Source organism: Atlantibacter sp. MEI4A-1023 (genome assembly GCF_056155425.1).
Genome location: NZ_CM149568.1, coordinates 1,701,719 through 1,719,524 on the forward strand (window position 1 = coordinate 1,701,719; position 17,806 = coordinate 1,719,524).

Consider the following 17,806-nt stretch of genomic DNA (forward strand, 5'->3'; position numbering starts at 1 on the left):
ACTTACTCCGTGGCCGCGAGGCCGGGTTGTTCCTGCAGCGCGTCGATCACGCGCTGGCACTCTTCACGGGTGCCGACGGTTACGCGCAGGCAGTTGCTTAATGTTGGTTGTTTGTTCTGATCGCGTAAGATAATGCCCTGATCCCACAGGGATTTAAACACCGCGCTCGACGTAGAAATACGTGCCAGCACGTAGTTGGTTTCACTGTCGAACACGTTCTCAACGCAGGCGACCTTTTTTAATTCGCTCATCAAAAACTGGCGATTAACGAGGATTTCTGCCACACGCTCACGCATCGCCACGATGCCCTGCGGGCTCAGCGCCTGGGCCGCGATATCCGCGACCGGCGTGGAGAGCGGGTAGGGGGCGATCACTTTGAGCAGCAGGCCGATAACCTCTTCATTCGCCAGGGTAAAACCGCAGCGTAACCCGGCCAGCGCGAAGGCTTTGGAGAGGGTACGCAGCACAACCAGGTTCGGGTATTCGTCCAGCCAACCTGCCAGCGTTGCCTGTGGGCAGAATTCAATATAGGCCTCATCGGCCACCACGATGGCTTTTCCGCGCGTCATTTCTAATAAAACGCGAATATCCTGCGGATTAATCAACTGCCCGGTCGGGTTATTGGGGCTACAGACAAATACCACTTTCACGCCGTCGAGCTTTTCGGCAATCGCCGGAAGGTCGAGCTGCCAGCCGTCAATCGCCTGCACGGTGCGGCACTCCACGCCGATGGTTTCGGCGCTGACGCTGTACATGCCATAGGTCGGCGGGCAGTACAGCACCGCATCTTTCCCCGGCTCACAGAACGCGCGGATCAGCAGTTCAATACCTTCGTCGGCGCCACGGCTGACCAGTACCTGTTCCGGCTTCACGCCCGCGTATTGCGCATAGCGCTCGATTACCAACTTTGGCTGGCATTCAGGATAGCGATTTAATGTTTGCGCAGTGAGCTGAAACTCTACCGGCGTCGGGTATTCATTGGCGTTCAGCCAGACATCGCCGTTACCCCCCAGGCGGCGCGCAGATTGATAAGGCGTCAGATTGCGAACGTTTTCACGGGCTAACTCGGCAATGCTCATGGCTTCTCCTTAAGTGCGGCGACGCGCAGGGTGACGGCATTTTTGTGGGCGGTAAGCTGTTCAGCGGCGGCCAGGGTTTCAATGGTCTGCGCCAGCGCGCTGAAACCGGCAGGCGTCAGCTCCTGGACCGTCATGCGCTTCTGGAAATCCGCCAGTCCCAGGCTTGAGCAGGTGGCGGTATAACCGTAGGTTGGCAATACGTGGTTAGTGCCGGAGGCGTAATCGCCAGCCGATTCCGGTGACCAGTCGCCGAGGAATACCGAACCGGCGCTGGTAATGTCGTCAACCAGTTCACGGGCGTTGCGGGTCTGAATAATCAGGTGCTCCGGGCCGTACTGGTTAGAGATCGCCACGCACTGCGCCAAATCGCGCGCCACAATCAGGCGGCTTTCTGCCAGCGCCTGGCGTGCGGTTTCCGCGCGCGGCAGTTCTGATAACTGACGATCGACCGCTTCAGCGACGGCCTGCGCCATCGCGCTGTCCGGCGTCAGCAGGATCACCTGTGAATCGGGGCCGTGTTCCGCCTGGGACAGCAAATCAGAGGCCACGAAATCCGGGGTCGCGCCGCTATCGGCGATCACCAACACTTCAGACGGCCCGGCGGGCATATCAATCGCCGCGCCATCCAGCCGCTGGCTGACCTGTCGTTTAGCTTCGGTCACAAACGCATTGCCCGGCCCGAAGATTTTATCCACTTTCGGCACGCTCCCGGTGCCAAACGCCATCGCGGCGATGGCCTGAGCGCCGCCCACCTGGTAAACCTGCTGTACCCCGCACAGACGTGCCGCGTACAGAATTTCATCAGCAATCGGCGGCGGAGAGCAGAGCACCACTTTTTTACAGCCCGCGATGCGCGCCGGGGTGGCCAGCATCAGCACAGTTGAAAACAGCGGCGCGGAGCCGCCGGGAATATACAGGCCCACCGAGGCGATAGGGCGCGTCACCTGCTGGCAGCGCACGCCGGGTTGGGTTTCGATATCCACTGCGGGCAACACCTGTGCCCGATGGAAAGTGTCGATATTGGCGACGGCCACCGCCATTGCCTGTTTAATCTCATCGCTAAGACGCGCCACAGCGGCGTCGATCTCCGCTTCGCTAACCGCCAGCGCATCCACGGTGGTTTTATCGAACCGGGCGCTGTACTCACGCAGCGCGCTGTCGCCGTTGGCGCTGACGTTAGTAAGGATCTCGCTTACCGTGCGGGCGATGCTCTCTGACGCGGATACCGCCGGGCGGGTCAACAGTGCCTGTTGAGCCTGGGCGTCGCAGTCGTTCCAGTTGATGGGGGTATGAAAGGCCATGGCGTTACTCCATCATCTTCTCAATCGGCAATACCAGAATCGAACTGGCACCCAGCGACTTCAGTTTTTCCATGGTTTCCCAGAACAGGGTTTCGCTGCTTACCATGTGCATCGCCACGCGCTGCTGATCGCCCGCCAGCGGCAGAATGGTCGGGCGTTCCGCGCCCGGCAGCAGGGCGATCACTTCGTCGAGACGCTCGGTCGGCGCGTGCAGCATGATGTATTTAGATTCACGGGCCTGGATCACACCCTGAATACGGGTCAGCAGCTTGTCGATCAGTTGCTGTTTGGCGTCCGGCATTTCGCCGTCGCGCTGGATCAGGCAGGCTTTAGAGCGGTAAATCACTTCGGTCTCACGCAGGCCATTGGCTTCCAGGGTCGCGCCAGTAGAAACCAGATCGCAGATAGCGTCCGCCAGGCCTACGCGCGGGGCGACTTCGACAGAACCATTCAGCAAGCAGGATTTGAACTGAACGCCTTTTTGATCGAGGTAACGCTTGAGCAGGTGCGGGTAGGAGGTGGCGATACGCTTGCCGTTCAGGCCTTGGGGGCCGTCCCACGGCTCGTCGACCGGCGCAGCGATGGAAAGACGGCAGCCGCCGAAATCCAGGCGGCGCAGGGTGAAATAGCGCGGATCTTCCCCCTGGGCGCGGCGGTTCAGCAGTTCTTCTTCCAGCACGTTTTCACCGATGATGCCGAGATCCACCACGCCATCCATCACCAGGCCGGGAATATCGTCATCGCGCACGCGCAGAATATCGATCGGCATGTTTTCGGCAAGAGCGATCAGGCGCTGGGTGTGGAGATTAATTTTTATGCCGCAGCGCGCGAGCAATTCGCGTGAATCATCACTTAAACGCCCGGATTTCTGAATAGCTATGCGTAAACGGTTGGTGTCGGTCATCTTCTCTTTTCCTCGTGAACCCTGAATGGTGTTGTGCGTTATCTGTTTTACTACACCGGATTACCCTGAACGTCGGGGTAAAAAAAAGCCCCCGGAAGACGATCTTCCGGGGGCTTTCTCTTGCGTTCTGCACCTCTGGAAGATCTCACTGTCTTCCAGCACTCATCGCCTGAAAGACTAGTCAGGGTGATGGTGATGATGGTGGTGTTTAAACTGAACGCGTGTCATAAAATTCTCTGATGAATGACTATTCAAACTCTGGCATTAACCCTAAACCAGATAAGCCTGACCTGGCAAGCCCTTTTTTCATCAATCGTCGTTTCGTATTCAACAGGTGAATTGTCAGCAGGTTATGGCTGGCGTAGCCTACACTGCACAGTGTGGGATGCACGTCGCGCTTTCAGGTAAAACGACGGCGGCATAGCAGAAAGGGAACAGAGGAGGGGGTATGAAAAAGGTTGCGATTGTCGGGTTAGGCTGGCTGGGAATGCCGCTGGCACTGGCGTTAAACGCGCGCGGCTGGCAGGTGACGGGAAGCAAAACCACTTTTGACGGTGTGGAGGCGGCGCGGATGTGCGGCGTTGAGGCTTTCCAGTTGCAGTTAAACCCGGAGCTGGTCTGCGATACCGACAACCTCGACGCCTTGCTTGATGTTGATGCCTTAGTACTGACGCTCCCGGCCCGGCGTACCGGCGGTAACGGCGAGTTTTATCTCCAGGCGGTACAGGAAATTGTCGACAGCGCCCTGGCGCATAACATCCCGCGCATTATTTTTACCAGTTCCACCTCGGTGTATGGCGACGGCGAAGGCACCTACAAAGAGACCTCGCCGCGTAATCCGCAAACCGAAAGCGGCAGAGTGCTAAAAGAACTGGAGGACTGGCTGCACAATTTGCCGGGCACGTCGGTAGACATTCTGCGGCTCGCCGGCCTGGTCGGGCCGGGGCGTCATCCGGGGCGGTTCTTCGCGGGCAAAAGTGGCCCGAACGGCAACCACGGGGTCAATCTGGTACATCTGGAAGACGTTGTCGCTGCGATTACCTTGCTGCTTCAGGCTCCAAAAGGCGGGCACGTCTATAATATATGTGCGCCACGTCATCCGACCCGCGCAGAATTTTACCCGGTGATGGCCCGTCAGCTCGGACTTGAGCCGCCGCATTTCAGCGACAGCACCCAGCCGGGGAAGGGCAAATTAATTGACGGAAACCGAATCTGTAATGAGCTCGGCTTTGAATACCAGTATCCTGACCCGTTAGTGATGCCGATGGAGTAACCATCCAGCACGGGTTATCAGGCGCAACGCAGGGGGCGCATATGAAACCATTGTTGGATGTTCTCATTATTCTGGATGCCCTCGATAAAGAGGGCAGTTTCGCTGCCGCTGCGACCAAACTCTACAAGACACCTTCCGCACTGAGTTATACCGTCCACAAGCTGGAAAACGACCTGAAAATCACGCTCCTTGACCGCAGCGGCCACCGGGCGAAGTTCACCCGCACCGGCCAGATGCTGCTTGAGCGGGGGCGGGAAGTGCTGCATACCGTGCGCGAGCTGGAAAAACAGGCGGTTAAATTGCATCAGGGCTGGGAAAAAGAGCTGCGCATCGGCGTCGATGATGCTTTTCCTTTTTCACTTCTGGCACCGCTTATTGAAAAGTTCTTCGCCAACTGCAACGTCACGCGACTGAAGTTTGTGAACGGCGTCCAGGGCGGCTCCTGGGACGCGTTAACGCAGGGACATGCCGACCTGATTATTGGCGCCTTGCATCCTCCTCCCACCCTGAGCGGTTTTGGTTACGAAATGCTCGGAAAACTGGAGAGCGTGTTTGTCGTTGCCGCGCATCATGCCTTAGCACACTCCCCGGAGCCCTTAAACCGCCGGGATATTAAGCGGCACCGAACGGCGGTGATCGGAGATGGCCGTCCGGCGTTATCGTCTGCCACCATGGTGCTGGATGAGCAAGATGTGATTACGGTATTCGATTTTAAAACCAAGCTGGAACTGCAAATCAGCGGCCTCGCCTGTGGCTATTTACCGCGCTTTATGGTGCAACGATATCTTGATTCCGGCGCGTTAATAGAAAAACGCGTCATACCTGAACTGGGGGCGGTTTCGGTATGGTTGGGCTGGAATGAGCAGACCGAAGGATTAGCCTGCAACTGGTGGCGGGAAAACATTCTCGCCAGCCCGGAAATCATGGCGCTGTATGCCCCCCAGCCGGAACCCGTTTGAGCATATCGTGCGCAGTTAAAAAGAAATGCGTGATGAGGCTCTCAACGTCTTGTCTTTGCAATCCAAAATGGGCAAAATACGCCGCCTGCAAAAATTAAAGCTAACCGACGTTAAGAGCGTCGGTTATTTTTTTGCAACAAACACGTCATTCAAATCAAAGAGGCCGGGCTTCGTACCGGATAGATACTTACTAAAAATCGACAGTTGTTGTCGCTGAGGAAACCAAAAAATGGGGCAATTTTTTGCTTTTGCGACGGCGTTCGCCGTAATGGGGGATGACCATGTCGCATAACGCTACTCCAAAGACCTCTCGCGTGGAATTACGTAAAACGCTTACGTTGATTCCGGTTGTCATGATGGGCCTTGCCTATATGCAGCCGATGACGCTGTTTGATACGTTCGGTATCGTATCGGGCCTCACTGACGGTCACGTCGCAACGGCTTACGCCTTTGCGCTGGTCGCTATCCTGTTTACCGCACTGAGCTACGGTAAACTGGTTAAGCGCTTCCCGTCCGCTGGCTCGGCCTACACTTACGCCCAGAAATCCATCAGCCCGACCGTTGGCTTCATGGTGGGTTGGTCATCTCTGCTGGACTACTTGTTCATGCCGATGATCAACATCCTGCTGGCAAAAATTTACTTTGAAGCACTGGTACCTTCCGTTCCGTCATGGATTTTCGTGGTGGCGCTGGTGGCCTTTATGACCATCTCCAACCTGCGCAGCATCAAGAGCGTGGCGAACTTCAACACCCTGATTGTTATTTTGCAGATGGGTATTGTGGCGGTGATTATTGGTCTGATCGTCTACGGCGTGGCGCACGGCGAAGGCGCAGGTACGCTGACCAGCACTCGTCCTTTCTGGAGCGAAGGCGCACACGTAGTGCCGATGATTACCGGCGCGACCATCCTGTGCTTCTCGTTCCTGGGCTTCGACGGCATCAGCTCGCTGTCTGAAGAAACCAAAGACGCGGAGCGCGTGATCCCGAAAGCCATTTTCCTGACGGCGCTGATCGGCGGCCTGATCTTTATCTGCGCGTCCTACTTCCTGCAGCTCTATTTCCCGGACATCTCGCGCTTTAAAGATCCTGACGCGTCCCAGCCGGAAATCATGCTGTACGTGGCGGGTAAAACCTTCCAGTTCGGCGTACTGGTGTTCTCCACCATTACCGTGCTGGCTTCCGGTATGGCGGCGCACGCGGGCGTTTCTCGCCTGATGTACGTGATGGGCCGCGACGGCGTGTTCCCGCGCAGCTTCTTTGGCTATGTGCACCCGAAATGGCGCACCCCGGCGTGGAACGTACTGCTGGTTGGCGCAATTGCCCTGCTGGCGATTAACTTCGACCTGGTTACTGCGACCGCGCTGATTAACTTCGGTGCGCTGGTGGCGTTCACCTTCGTTAACCTGTCGGTGATTTCCCAGTTCTGGATCCGCGAGAAGCGCAACAAAACGCTGAAAGACCACTTCAACTATCTGGTGCTGCCGGTCTGTGGCGCGCTGACCGTAGGCGCGCTGTGGATCAACCTGGAAGAGAGCTCTATGGTACTGGGCCTGATTTGGGCGGGCATTGGCCTGGTCTATCTGGCTTGCGTGACCAAAAGCTTCCGCAACCCGGTTCCGCAGTACGAAGATATCGCGCAGTAATGGCGAAAACGAAAAGGCTCCCTCGGGAGCCTTTTTTATTGCCTGGGTTGTGAGATTACAACACGTCCTGAACATACTGATACAGCGCCCGCAACAGCGCGATTTTCTCTTTATCCCCTTCATACTGCCCGTACAGCATTTCCAGCTCCTGGGCATAGCCTTGCAAATATTCCGGCGTAAAGCGCGCCTGACGATGGCGCAGCCAGCGCTGCTGCTCTTCATGGTCCAGAGTGCCGGGGAAGTTACGCGCCCGGTAGTTAAACAGCAATTTCTCGATGCGCTTATCCACAAAGCTGATATCCAGCGCCGGCAGGTTTTGCGGTTCGGTTTGCAGAATAATACGCATCCCGGCGCGATCGGCATCGCTGAAGAAACCGTTATAAAGCTGGGCATCCACATCCCCGGACGGCACAAACGGCTCAGCGTCGGCGTACAGTGCCACCACTTTCTCGCGCACGTCAGGGCGCTCGCGCAGGATTTTCAGGTTATCCAGGCAACGCTGACGATTGATGCCCAATCTGTCGGCATCTTCCGGGCGCAGCGTATTGGCCTGCGCCAGCACCGGGCACTTGTTCAGATGAACCAGCTTAACGGGCACCGCCGCATCGTCGCCCAGGTCGGTTTTGGCGGTGTACAGCCGCTCACGCAGCGCATCAGCGTCAAGCTCCAGCAGCGGCGTCATATCACCTGCCAAATCCACCATAATCACCGCATTGCGGTTTTCCGGGTGCCACGCCAGCGGCGCAATCCAGCTGGTATTGCCGCGAAACGCGCCGAACATACCGGAAACATGCACCAGCGGTTTCATCTGTGGGATATCAATCAGCGTTGCCAGCTTTTGCTTATTGCGATGGCTGAAAAGATAGTCATATAGCCGCGGCTGCTGAGTTTTCACCAGCTTTGCCATCGCGATGGTGGCATACACATCGGCCATCGCGTCATGAGCGTTAGCGTGCTCTATGCCGTTGGCCACGGTGAGATGCTCCAGGCGAAAGCTCGGCAGGCCTTCGTCGTTTTCCGGCCAGTTGATGCCTTCCGGGCGCAGGGCGTAGCAGGCGCGCATCACGTCCAGCAAATCCCAGCGCGAATTATGGTTCTGCCAGCTCCAGGCGTACGGATCGTAAAAGTTGCGGTAAAAAATATTGCGCGTCACTTCATCATCAAAACGCACATTGTTGTAACCCACCACACAGGTATTCGGCACGGTGAATAAATCATGGATGCGTTTAGCAAACTCAGCTTCGCTGGTGCCGCGCGCCGCCGCGATCTGGGGCGTAATGCCGGTAATCAGCACCGCTTCCGGCTGCGGCAGATAGTCATCGGCGGGTTTGCAATAAAACACCTCAGGTTCGCCGATAATATTGAAATCCATATCGGTACGTATCGCGGCGAACTGCGCGGGACGATCCAGTGCCGGGCGGGTACCGAAGGTTTCATAGTCGTGGAAAAGGAAGGTAGGCTGTATTTCTGAGTTAATCATTAAAAATGCGTCCGCGTATAATGTAAACTATTGATTTATAAATTAGTTTATGCTGGTTTGTTGGGCACTGATCGTCTCATAACCTTACCGTTGTCTAGCATAACCCTAGAATGCTGTGAGTTATGAAATCCAAAATAACCTATTGAATTTTGAATTATAGTTGAGTAATGATTAATGGATGACATACTGCTACATCTGATGCATGGTAAACCAAGTTCTCTCTTGCAAAAAGTAGTATGTGCTGTTGATGCGGCACCAGCGAATAGGGTCACCACGGCAAAATTGCAGATGTCAAAAATCATACGATAAAAAATGATAAAAGCCGCTCAATTTCATCATGTCTGCCTTTACTTAAAAATGATGTACTGCTATAAAATTCACATGCTATTAATTTCAAATTAAAAAAATGAACCATAAAATTATAAACATTGAACTTGCTAGAATTATTGCAATATTATTTGTAGTGACAGAACATGTTATTTCTGAAGTGACAATAAATTACAATAACGAAGTTAAATGGACAATCGGTTTACTTATCTGGTCTTTCATAAAAATAAATGTTCCTGTATTTTTAATACTAATTGCACATTTTTCATTTGGTGAAAAATGTGATGTGAATAACTACTTTATTAAAAAGCTCAAAAGAATAATTATTCCTCTCGTTTCGTGGTCATTATTTTATTATTGTTTTCTGATTCCTTCTGTTGATGATTTTTCACTATCTGATGCATTGGCAGGAATAATTCAGGGTGGAACAATGTATCATCTTTATTTTATGTACTGGTTTATAGGTTTTTGCTTCTTTTTCCCATTAATTAATTTGTTACATGAAAAATCGAAAAAAGCATTTGCACTTTATTTTGTTATCCTTCTAATTGCAACATCATTAATACCGACGTTAAGCAATTTATTCAATGTTAAAATTATGTTTTTTTCATCAACCGGGATATCCTCATTTGGCTTTCTTTTAATATATGCTTTTGTTCCAAAAATATCTGAAATGCTCAATTCAGCTATAGCTAGTAAATTTTGTCCCGTAAATGCTTTATTTTGGTTTTATATGTATATATTGTCAGTTCTGATTACTTTTTTAGTTGTTATCATTAGCTATTATTATTATTCGATTAAAATTCAAACTATCCTTAATGGCGGTTCTTTTTTTATATTTATATCTGCCTTTGCCTTTTATAATATGACCTTACTCTATAAACCTGATTATCAAATTGCAATGCAAAAAATAGTTGTTGCTTGTGGTTCAATGTCTTTCGGTGTTTATCTCATCCATCCGGTAATATTACAATATATCCTTGAGTTGGCTTACAGGCCTGTTATTTCTAAATATACGGACGGGGATTGGCTAATTTCGTTTTTTTATGTTTTATTTACTGTTTTTATTGTATTTTTTACCTCTTTAATTTTTACTTATATCATCAGTAAAGTAAAATACGTCAGGAAATGTATGATTTAAGAGAATAAATTACAACACACTGTTTATATATATACACTTCACGCAAGCCATCAGGGATCATGTGTACTGGTATGGGGGCACCGTTGTAACGGTGTTCAAAAATTATCCATAAGGGCTTACAAAAACGATTGGCCGTCCATTCAGAAGAAAATCACGGTGGTTTTTCACGCTACCGGATACGTATTACTCCGATAAATGTGTTGTCTGTCATATTTCTTTGCAATTAATGAATGCGTTTACATACGAAGTTCCGTAAAACAGGCGCGGACAAAAAAACACAAACGAGGATATGCTGTTGAAAACCCGCCTGATTGCCGCTTCTTTGCTCGCTTTTCTTGGTACTAACGCCAGTGCAGAACCCACTTTCGCCGTCACGCCGGTTCCCCCTCAGGTTCAGGCTGGGGCATGGGTACTGATGGATTACACTACCGGTCAGATTTTAACGGCAGGCAAAGAGCATCAGCAGCGCAACCCGGCAAGCCTTACCAAACTGATGACCGGCTATGTGGTGGATCGCGCCATCGACAGCCACCGCATCACGCCTGATGATGTGGTTACCGTGGGCGCGGACGCGTCGGCCTACGGCAACCCGGTTTTTGCCGGTTCGTCGCTGATGTTTTTAAAAGCCGGGGATCGCGTCACGGTCCACGATCTGAGCCGGGGATTGATTGTTGATTCCGGCAACGACGCCTGCGTGGCGCTGGCGGATTACATCGCGGGCGGCGAAGCGCCGTTTGTCAAAATGATGAACGACTACGCCCACCGGCTTAACCTGCGCGACACCCACTTCGAAACCGTCCACGGCCTTGACGCGCCGGGCCAGCACAGCTCCGCGTATGACCTGGCGGTGCTGTCGCGCGCCATTATCCACGGCGAACCCTCGTTTTATCACATGTACAGCGAGCGCAGCCTCACCTGGAACGGCATCACCCAGCAAAACCGTAACGGCCTGCTGTGGGACAAAAGCCTGAGCGTGGACGGCCTGAAAACCGGGCACACCTCCGGCGCCGGGTTTAACCTGATCGCTTCCAGCGTGGACGGGCAGCGGCGGTTAATTGCCGTGGTGATGGGCGCGGATAGCCCGAAAGCGCGGGAAGAACAGGCGCGTAAGCTACTGCACTGGGGGCAAAACCAGTTCGATACCGTGCAGATCCTGCATAAAGGTAAAAAAGTCGGCACCGAGCGTATCTGGTACGGCGATGTCGAAAACGTCGAAGTGGGCACCGATCGTGATTTCTGGCTCAGTCTGCCCAAATCCGAAGTGGCGAATATCAAAGCCAAATACGTACTGGATAAGCCGGAGCTTGAAGCACCGCTGGCGGCGCAGCAAAGGGTAGGCGAAATCGAACTGTATGACCGCGATAAACTGGTGGCCCACTGGCCGCTGGTGACGCTTAAGGCGGTTGAAAAAGGCGGTATGCTCTCGCGCTTTAGTGATTACTTGCACCATAAACTTTAGTGGTTTAACAGAGGCTTACCCCGTCGTTCTCCGAAACAGCCTTTTACGCGAGTGCGCTCACAAATTAAGCAATCTATGCTTTAGAGCGCCAGTACAGAACGTATAATACTGTTTGCATATACAGTTATTTCACAGCGAGGAACGATCATGGATTATCAGATTCAACACGCCGAAACTCGTCGCATCGCCGGGTTTCATTTAGTTGGCCCCTGGGATAAAACCGTCCCACAGGGTTTTGAGCAACTGGTGATGTGGGTGGACAACAATAAGATTCAGCCGCTGGAGTGGATTGCCGTTTATTACGATAACCCGGATAGCGTGCCCGCAGAGAAACTGCGCTGCGATACTGCGGTAACCGTGCCTGAAAATTTCGCTATCCCCGCCAACAGTGAAGGCGTTATGGCAACCGAAGTGGCGGGCGGGCAATACGCCGTAGCCCAGGCGCGTGTTGAACATCACGATTTTGAAACGCCCTGGCGGCTATTTTTCAATAGCCTGCTTGAAGATGTGAAATACCAGATTGCCCCCAAACCCTGTTTTGAAATTTACCTCAACGATGGGGCGAAAGACGGCTACTGGGACATCAACATGTTCGTCCCGGTTGAACCTAAACACGAATAATTAATCCAGGCCTCGCCTTGCAGGCCTGGCTTTACGCCGCCGTTATTGGTCACAATAACGGCGCGTTTACCCCGATGTGTTGATGCCAGACGGCGAAATCCCGGTACAATGCGGGTTTTTTCATGCGGAGAGCCGGTGTGCGTCCTGATAAATCATTAAGTCCTTTCGAAATCCGGCTCTATCGTCATTACCGCCTGGTGCACGGCGTACGCATCGCGCTGGCCTTTACGCTGACTTTTTTACTGGTCCGCCTGCTGAATGTGCCGGAAGGCACCTGGCCGCTGATTACGCTTGTGGTGGTGATGGGGCCGATCTCGTTTTGGGGCAACGTGGTGCCGCGTGCCTTTGAACGCATCGGCGGGACGATTTTTGGCGCATCGGTGGGGTTAATCGCCCTGAAGCTGGAGCTGATTTCCCTGCCGATTATGCTGCTGTGGTGTGCGCTGGCGATGTTTATCTGCGGCTATCTCACTCTCGGGAAACGGCCCTATCAGGCGCTGCTTATCGGCATTACGCTTTCTGTCGTAGTGGGTGCCCCGGCGGGGGATCTGCAAATCGCCCTGTGGCGCAGCGGCGACGTGATTTTAGGGTCGCTGCTGGCAATGCTGTTTACCAGCATCTATCCCCAGCGCGCGTTCATCCACTGGCGCATCCAGATGGCGACGTTCGCGCATACGTTTACCCGGCTCTCCCAGGCAGGGTTTTCGCCAAATCTGGTGGAGCGTCCCCGGCTTGATAAGTCGTTGCACGCCATGCTGAGTGACGTGGTGAAAATGCGCGCGCTGATTGTCCCTGCCAGCAAAGAAACCCACATTCAGAAATCGGTGTTTGAAGCGATCCAGACCGTCAGCCGCAATCTGGTTTGTACGCTTGAACTCCAGCTCAACGCCCACTGGGCAACGCGCGAAAGCCATTTTGTGATGATCAACGCCCATACCCTGCGCGAAACCCAGCAGATGACCCACCACACCCTGGCGGCGCTGTCGAAAGCCCTGTATGAAGGCAATCCGTCGCCGGTCGCCGCCAATAACGCCAGGCTGGCAGAAATTGTCGGCGAATTACGCGAGATAATGCGCCAGGATGAAGGCAGCGCACTGCATGAAACCTCAATTCACGGTTATGTCTGGTTAAGCCTGGAACTGGCGCGCCAGTTAGAGTTGTTATCGCACTTGATCTGCCGGGCATTGCGTAAATAAAAACCATACGAAACAGCGGGGATATATTGCTGGTTTCGATTCAGCAGGAATTCAGCGTATTATTAGGGTAGGGTATTAACCGTTGTCATGCGCAGCCGTTGCCGGTTATGTTTGACGCTGCGGCTTGTGAACGAATCAGAGTCTCAATTATCAGGGGTGTAAATATGGAAAATGGCAAACCTTCATTCCAGGACGTTCTGGAGTTCGTACGTTTGTTCCGTCGTAAAAACAAACTGCAACGCGAAATTCAGGATGTAGAGAAGAAGATCCGTGACAACCAGAAACGCGTGCTGCTGCTCGACAACCTGAGCGATTACATCAAGCCAGGCATGAGCATTGAGGCCATTCAGGGCATCATCGCCAGCATGAAAACCGACTACGAAGACCGCGTGGATGACTACATCATCAAAAACGCCGAACTCTCTAAAGAACGTCGTGAGATCTCCAAAAAGCTCAAAGTGATGGGCGAGCTGAAAGCACCTGAAATCAAAGAATGATTTAACAAGACGGCGGCACTGATTATTCATGCCGCCGTTTTTCATTCTGCTTAAGTCAACCCGGGCCGATCCCACGGCTCCGGTTAACTGAAACCCAACTTCTTTTACTTACTTATCACTGGCGCGACGGGAAATCCTGATGACCCTTTTCATCTGGTGGGCAGCCTGGCTGCTCGATTGTTGGCTGGGCGATCCGCAACACTGGCCGCATCCCATCCGCGTAATCGGCAATGTTATAAATCTGGTGCAGCGCGCCGTGCGCCGCGTCTGTCATAGCGATCGCGCCCTGATGCTAGGCGGCGCGCTGCTGTGGATCATCGTGGTGGGTGCCACATGGGCGCTGTCGTGGGGCATTCTGGCGCTGGCCTACAGGCTGCACGAATGGCTTGGCGTGGCGGTAGAAATCTGGATGATCTACACCCTGCTGGCCGGGCGCTGCCTGGGCGATGCCGCGCGCGAGGTGGAAAAACCGCTGCGGGCAGGCGATTTAACGCAGAGCCGCGAAAAACTCTCATGGATTGTCGGGCGCGATACCTCCCAGCTTCAACCGCCGCAAATCACCCGTGCGGTGGTGGAAACCGTGGCTGAAAACAGCGTCGATGGGGTAATTGCGCCGCTGTTTTTCCTGCTGCTGGGCGGCGCGCCGCTGGCGATGGCCTACAAAGCGGTAAACACCCTCGACTCGATGGTCGGTTATAAGCACCAAAAATACCGGGCGATAGGCATGGTGTCGGCGCGTATCGATGACATCGCCAATTTTATTCCGGCGCGTTTAAGCTGGCTGCTGCTGGCGCTGGCGGCAAAACTCTGCGGCAATGACGCTTCATCGGCGCTGCGTATCGGCTGGCGCGACAGGCGCAACCACAGCAGCCCCAACTGCGCCTGGCCGGAAGCCACGGTAGCTGGCGCGCTGGGGATCCGGCTCGGCGGGCCGAATGATTACTTTGGCGAACGGGTAGAGAAACCCTGGATCGGCGAGGCGACCCGTGAAATAAGCATTGACGACATCCCCGCGACCATTCGCCTGATGAATGTTGCGTCACTGCTGGCGCTGCTGTTATTCAGCCTGCTATTCGTCATGTTTTAACTTTTCTGGCACCACGGAGAAAAAATGATACGGACTTTTTTTGCCACTCTCGCGTTTATGAGCCGTCTGCCGGTGCCTTACCGCTGGTCGCAGGGCCTGGAGTTGGATCAGTATTCACGTGGTATTGTGTTGTTCCCGTGGGTGGGTATGGTGCTCGGCACGATTGCCGCAGGCGTGTTTATGCTGCTGGCCCCCTGGTGCGGCACGCCGCTTGCCGCGCTGTTTTACGTACTGGCCCTGGCGGCGCTGACCGGCGGCTTTCATCTGGATGGCCTGGCGGATACCTGCGACGGGCTGTTTTCCGCCCGCACCCGTGAAAAAAAACTGGAGATCATGCGCGACAGCCGCCTCGGCACTCACGGCGGGCTGGGGCTGATTTTCGTACTGCTGGCGAAAGTGCTGGTGGTAAACGAACTGGCGCTGCGCGGCTTTTCGATGCTGCCGGTACTGATTCTGGCAAGCGTGGTGGGGCGCGGCGCGGTGGTGCTGCTGATGTACCGCCAGCGCTACGCCCGCGATAACGGCCTCGGCAATATTTTCATCGGCAAAGTGACCCTCGCGCAAACCGCCATCACGCTGGCGACCAGCGCGGTGCTGTGCCTGGTTCTGCTGCCTGGCGGCGGCCTGCTGGCCTGGTTGATCGCGACACTCGCCATTGCGCTGATCGGCATGGCGATTAAACGCACCCTGCGCGGTCAGACCGGCGACACACTTGGCGCAGCCATTGAGCTTGGCGAAGTCCTCTTTCTTATTGCCCTTTTATAACGAGCACACACATGCAAACACTGGCCTCACTGATTAACGCGATCCCCCCTCTTGACGAAAATGCCATGCGCCAGGCGCAAACCCATCTTGATGGCCTGCTGAAGCCGCCGGGAAGCCTGGGCCGTCTGGAAAGCCTGGCGGTGCAACTGGCCGGTATGCCGGGTTTTTACGGGAAACCGCAGGAGGCGAAAAAAGCCATTATGGTGATGTGCGCCGATCACGGCGTTTATGATGAGCAGGTCACCATATCGCCGAAAGCGGTTACCGCTATTCAGGCGATGAATATGCTGCGCAACAATACCGGCGTATGCGTACTGGCGAAGCAGGCGGGCGCAGAGGTGCATGTCATCGATATCGGCATCGACAGCGATCCGCTGCCGGGCATTTTCAGTCTGAAGGTGGCGCGCGGCAGCGGCAATATCGCCCGGGAACCCGCGATGTCGCGCCAGGTGGCGAATGCGTTGCTGGCGAGCGTGATCGCCCATACCTGCGAACTGGCGGAGCGGGGCGTAAAAGTGTTTGGCGTGGGTGAGCTGGGTATGGCGAATACTACCCCGGCGGCGGCGATGGTCAGCGTGCTGGCCGATGCGTCACCCGCGGATGTCGTCGGGCTTGGGGCTAACTTCCCGCCGGAGAAAATCGCTCATAAAGTGGCGGTGGTGCAACAGGCGATTACCGTCAACCAGCCGGATGCCAGTGACGGAGTCGATGTGCTGGCAAAAGTCGGCGGCTATGATTTATTAGGCATGACCGGGACGATCCTCGGCGCGGCGCGCTGCGGTTTGCCGGTGGTGCTGGACGGCTTCCTCTCCTACGCGGCTGCGCTGGCGGCCTGCAAAATCGCCCCGGCGGCACGACCCTATCTGATCCCGTCGCATTTCTCGGCGGAAAAAGGCGCGATGGTTGCGCTAAACGCGCTGGGTCTGGAGCCGTATCTGCATATGGGGATGCGTCTTGGCGAGGGCAGCGGTGCGGCGCTGGCGATGCATCTGGTGGATGCCGCTTGCGCGATTTACACCGAAATGGGCAGCCTGGCGGAAAGCAATATCCAGCTTTAACCTACTCGCGCCACAGCAGATCCTGATAAATCGCCGTCAATATGCCATCCGGGGCAAACTGTTTTTTGATCCACTGGGTCACTTGCCCCGTGGCGGCGTGTTGCGTCGCCAGCAGCATCCGTGAATCCTGACGCGGATTGTGAATCGTTTTGGTCACCAGCAGCCCATGTTCTTTGGGCTCTTTCACCATATAAGCCGGTAAAAAGCCGATGCCTTCACCTAAGATCTGGCACTGGCATTTGGTATTGAAGTCCGGCACCAGAATCGCTTCCTGCCCGTGCAGCAGCCAGCCGACCTTTTTATTGATGGTATGGGCGGTGTCTTCCACCATGATATTCGGGTAAAGCCGCAGCTGGCTTTCGGTGATCGGCTCCGGCATCAGCGCCAGCGGGTGGGTCGGCGCGATAGCGAACTCCCAGCGCACCGCGCCAATTTCGGTGTAATCAATGCCGCCGCCATCAAGCAGCGTATCGGGCGCGCCAATGGCGATATTGGCCTGATTATTAATAATTGAATCCCACACGCCGTTATAGACCTCGGTGGTCACGGTGATCTGGCAGGTCGGGAACTGCTTTTTCAGGGTTTGCAACAGCCTGGCGGTATGGCGCGGCGTGTAAAGCAACTGGTTGATGCAAATCCGCACCCTGGCCTCAATGCCCTGGGAAATAGTATCGATACCGCGCTTAATGGCGTGAAAGTCATTCAACAAATCGATGGCTTTGCGATAAAAGTAAAACCCCGATTCGGTCAGCTCAATGCTGCGGGTATTACGCTCAAACAGCACCACATCGAGATAGGTTTCAATGCGCTTGATGGTATAGCTCACCGCCGATGTCGTCACGCCCAGCTCGTCTGCGGCCTTGCTGAAACTGGCGTAGCGGGCAGCCATGGTAAACGTATGCAGGTTTTCTTCGGTGAAGATGGAATTCATAACCGTTTTCCTTTTCCAGCGGCGCGCTGCCAGTTTTGAATACAATTTAACACTGTTGTTACAATAAACCTGCCTGGCTTCACGT

The 17,806-nt window shown here is 54.3% G+C and carries 18 protein-coding genes and 1 other annotated feature; of the genes, 12 read left to right on the forward strand and 6 right to left on the reverse strand.

The window, feature by feature from the left end:
• Positions 1 to 2: 2 nt before the first annotated feature.
• The 4 genes from hisC to hisL all read right to left on the reverse strand — a co-directional run bounded on the left by hisC (position 3) and on the right by hisL (position 3,512).
• On the reverse strand, positions 3 to 1,079 hold the full coding sequence (gene hisC / locus ACVV26_RS08225) for a histidinol-phosphate transaminase (RefSeq protein WP_474800911.1): 1,077 nt from the start codon (positions 1,077 to 1,079) through the stop codon (positions 3 to 5).
• Positions 1,076 to 2,380, reverse strand: coding sequence for a histidinol dehydrogenase (gene hisD, locus ACVV26_RS08230; RefSeq protein ID WP_474800913.1), 1,305 nt, complete (start codon positions 2,378 to 2,380; stop codon positions 1,076 to 1,078). The genes hisC and hisD overlap by 4 nt, the downstream gene beginning before the upstream one ends.
• Positions 2,381 to 2,384: 4 nt before the next feature.
• Entirely contained in the window at positions 2,385 to 3,284 is a 900-nt protein-coding gene (gene hisG / locus ACVV26_RS08235) for an ATP phosphoribosyltransferase (RefSeq protein ID WP_312981241.1), read from the reverse strand.
• A gap of 79 nt (positions 3,285 to 3,363) precedes the next feature.
• Positions 3,364 to 3,486, reverse strand: a sequence feature (His leader region).
• Positions 3,462 to 3,512 (reverse strand): his operon leader peptide, encoded by a 51-nt coding sequence (hisL, locus tag ACVV26_RS08240; protein ID WP_001364200.1) that lies wholly within the window; start codon positions 3,510 to 3,512, stop codon positions 3,462 to 3,464. It overlaps the preceding feature by 25 nt.
• A 220-nt stretch (positions 3,513 to 3,732) precedes the next feature.
• On the opposite strand from hisL, the gene ACVV26_RS08245 reads away from it, so the two are divergent.
• From ACVV26_RS08245 to ACVV26_RS08260, 4 genes are all read left to right on the forward strand, one after another.
• Positions 3,733 to 4,557 carry an SDR family oxidoreductase gene (locus ACVV26_RS08245; protein WP_474800914.1) on the forward strand — a complete coding sequence of 275 codons (825 nt, stop codon included), beginning with the start codon at positions 3,733 to 3,735 and terminating at the stop codon, positions 4,555 to 4,557.
• A gap of 41 nt (positions 4,558 to 4,598) precedes the next feature.
• Positions 4,599 to 5,516, forward strand: a complete 918-nt coding sequence (locus ACVV26_RS08250; RefSeq protein ID WP_474800915.1) for a LysR substrate-binding domain-containing protein — start codon at positions 4,599 to 4,601, stop codon at positions 5,514 to 5,516.
• A 229-nt stretch (positions 5,517 to 5,745) separates the two neighbouring features.
• Complete coding sequence (yoeI, locus tag ACVV26_RS08255; RefSeq protein ID WP_125292509.1) at positions 5,746 to 5,808, forward strand: membrane protein YoeI; 63 nt, start codon at positions 5,746 to 5,748, stop codon at positions 5,806 to 5,808.
• Positions 5,798 to 7,159: an APC family permease gene (locus ACVV26_RS08260; protein WP_312981250.1), complete on the forward strand. Its 1,362-nt coding sequence runs from the start codon at positions 5,798 to 5,800 to the stop codon at positions 7,157 to 7,159. Before yoeI ends, ACVV26_RS08260 begins: the two co-directional genes overlap by 11 nt.
• Before the next feature lie 55 nt (positions 7,160 to 7,214).
• Here ACVV26_RS08260 and sbcB read toward each other — a convergent pair whose 3' ends face one another.
• Positions 7,215 to 8,639 (reverse strand): exodeoxyribonuclease I, encoded by a 1,425-nt coding sequence (sbcB, locus tag ACVV26_RS08265; protein WP_474800916.1) that lies wholly within the window; start codon positions 8,637 to 8,639, stop codon positions 7,215 to 7,217.
• Positions 8,640 to 9,045: 406 nt separating this feature from the next.
• Here sbcB and ACVV26_RS08270 point away from each other — a divergent pair, with 406 nt between their 5' ends.
• From ACVV26_RS08270 to cobT, 8 genes are all read left to right on the forward strand, one after another.
• On the forward strand, positions 9,046 to 10,107 hold the full coding sequence (locus ACVV26_RS08270; protein WP_474800917.1) for an acyltransferase: 1,062 nt from the start codon (positions 9,046 to 9,048) through the stop codon (positions 10,105 to 10,107).
• Between the two features lie 295 nt (positions 10,108 to 10,402).
• Positions 10,403 to 11,566, forward strand: a complete 1,164-nt coding sequence (gene dacD, locus ACVV26_RS08275) for a serine-type D-Ala-D-Ala carboxypeptidase DacD (protein WP_474801787.1) — start codon at positions 10,403 to 10,405, stop codon at positions 11,564 to 11,566.
• Between the two features lie 147 nt (positions 11,567 to 11,713).
• On the forward strand, positions 11,714 to 12,187 hold the full coding sequence (sbmC, locus tag ACVV26_RS08280; RefSeq protein WP_474800918.1) for a DNA gyrase inhibitor SbmC: 474 nt from the start codon (positions 11,714 to 11,716) through the stop codon (positions 12,185 to 12,187).
• 137 nt (positions 12,188 to 12,324) lie between these two features.
• The gene (locus ACVV26_RS08285) at positions 12,325 to 13,383 is read left to right on the forward strand and encodes an FUSC family protein (protein ID WP_474800919.1); all 1,059 of its coding nucleotides are present in this window, start codon (positions 12,325 to 12,327) and stop codon (positions 13,381 to 13,383) included.
• A 164-nt stretch (positions 13,384 to 13,547) separates the two neighbouring features.
• Complete coding sequence (locus tag ACVV26_RS08290; protein ID WP_312981260.1) at positions 13,548 to 13,880, forward strand: DUF496 family protein; 333 nt, start codon at positions 13,548 to 13,550, stop codon at positions 13,878 to 13,880.
• A 139-nt stretch (positions 13,881 to 14,019) separates the two neighbouring features.
• On the forward strand, positions 14,020 to 14,967 hold the full coding sequence (cbiB, locus tag ACVV26_RS08295; protein ID WP_474800920.1) for an adenosylcobinamide-phosphate synthase CbiB: 948 nt from the start codon (positions 14,020 to 14,022) through the stop codon (positions 14,965 to 14,967).
• 24 nt (positions 14,968 to 14,991) lie between these two features.
• Positions 14,992 to 15,732: an adenosylcobinamide-GDP ribazoletransferase gene (cobS, locus tag ACVV26_RS08300; protein ID WP_474800921.1), complete on the forward strand. Its 741-nt coding sequence runs from the start codon at positions 14,992 to 14,994 to the stop codon at positions 15,730 to 15,732.
• Between the two features lie 11 nt (positions 15,733 to 15,743).
• Positions 15,744 to 16,790, forward strand: a complete 1,047-nt coding sequence (cobT, locus tag ACVV26_RS08305) for a nicotinate-nucleotide--dimethylbenzimidazole phosphoribosyltransferase (protein WP_474800922.1) — start codon at positions 15,744 to 15,746, stop codon at positions 16,788 to 16,790.
• Between the two features lies 1 nt (position 16,791).
• Here the strand turns inward: cobT and ACVV26_RS08310 are convergent, their stop codons facing one another.
• On the reverse strand, positions 16,792 to 17,721 hold the full coding sequence (locus ACVV26_RS08310) for a LysR substrate-binding domain-containing protein (RefSeq protein WP_474800923.1): 930 nt from the start codon (positions 17,719 to 17,721) through the stop codon (positions 16,792 to 16,794).
• Between the last annotated feature and the right edge of the window lie 85 nt (positions 17,722 to 17,806).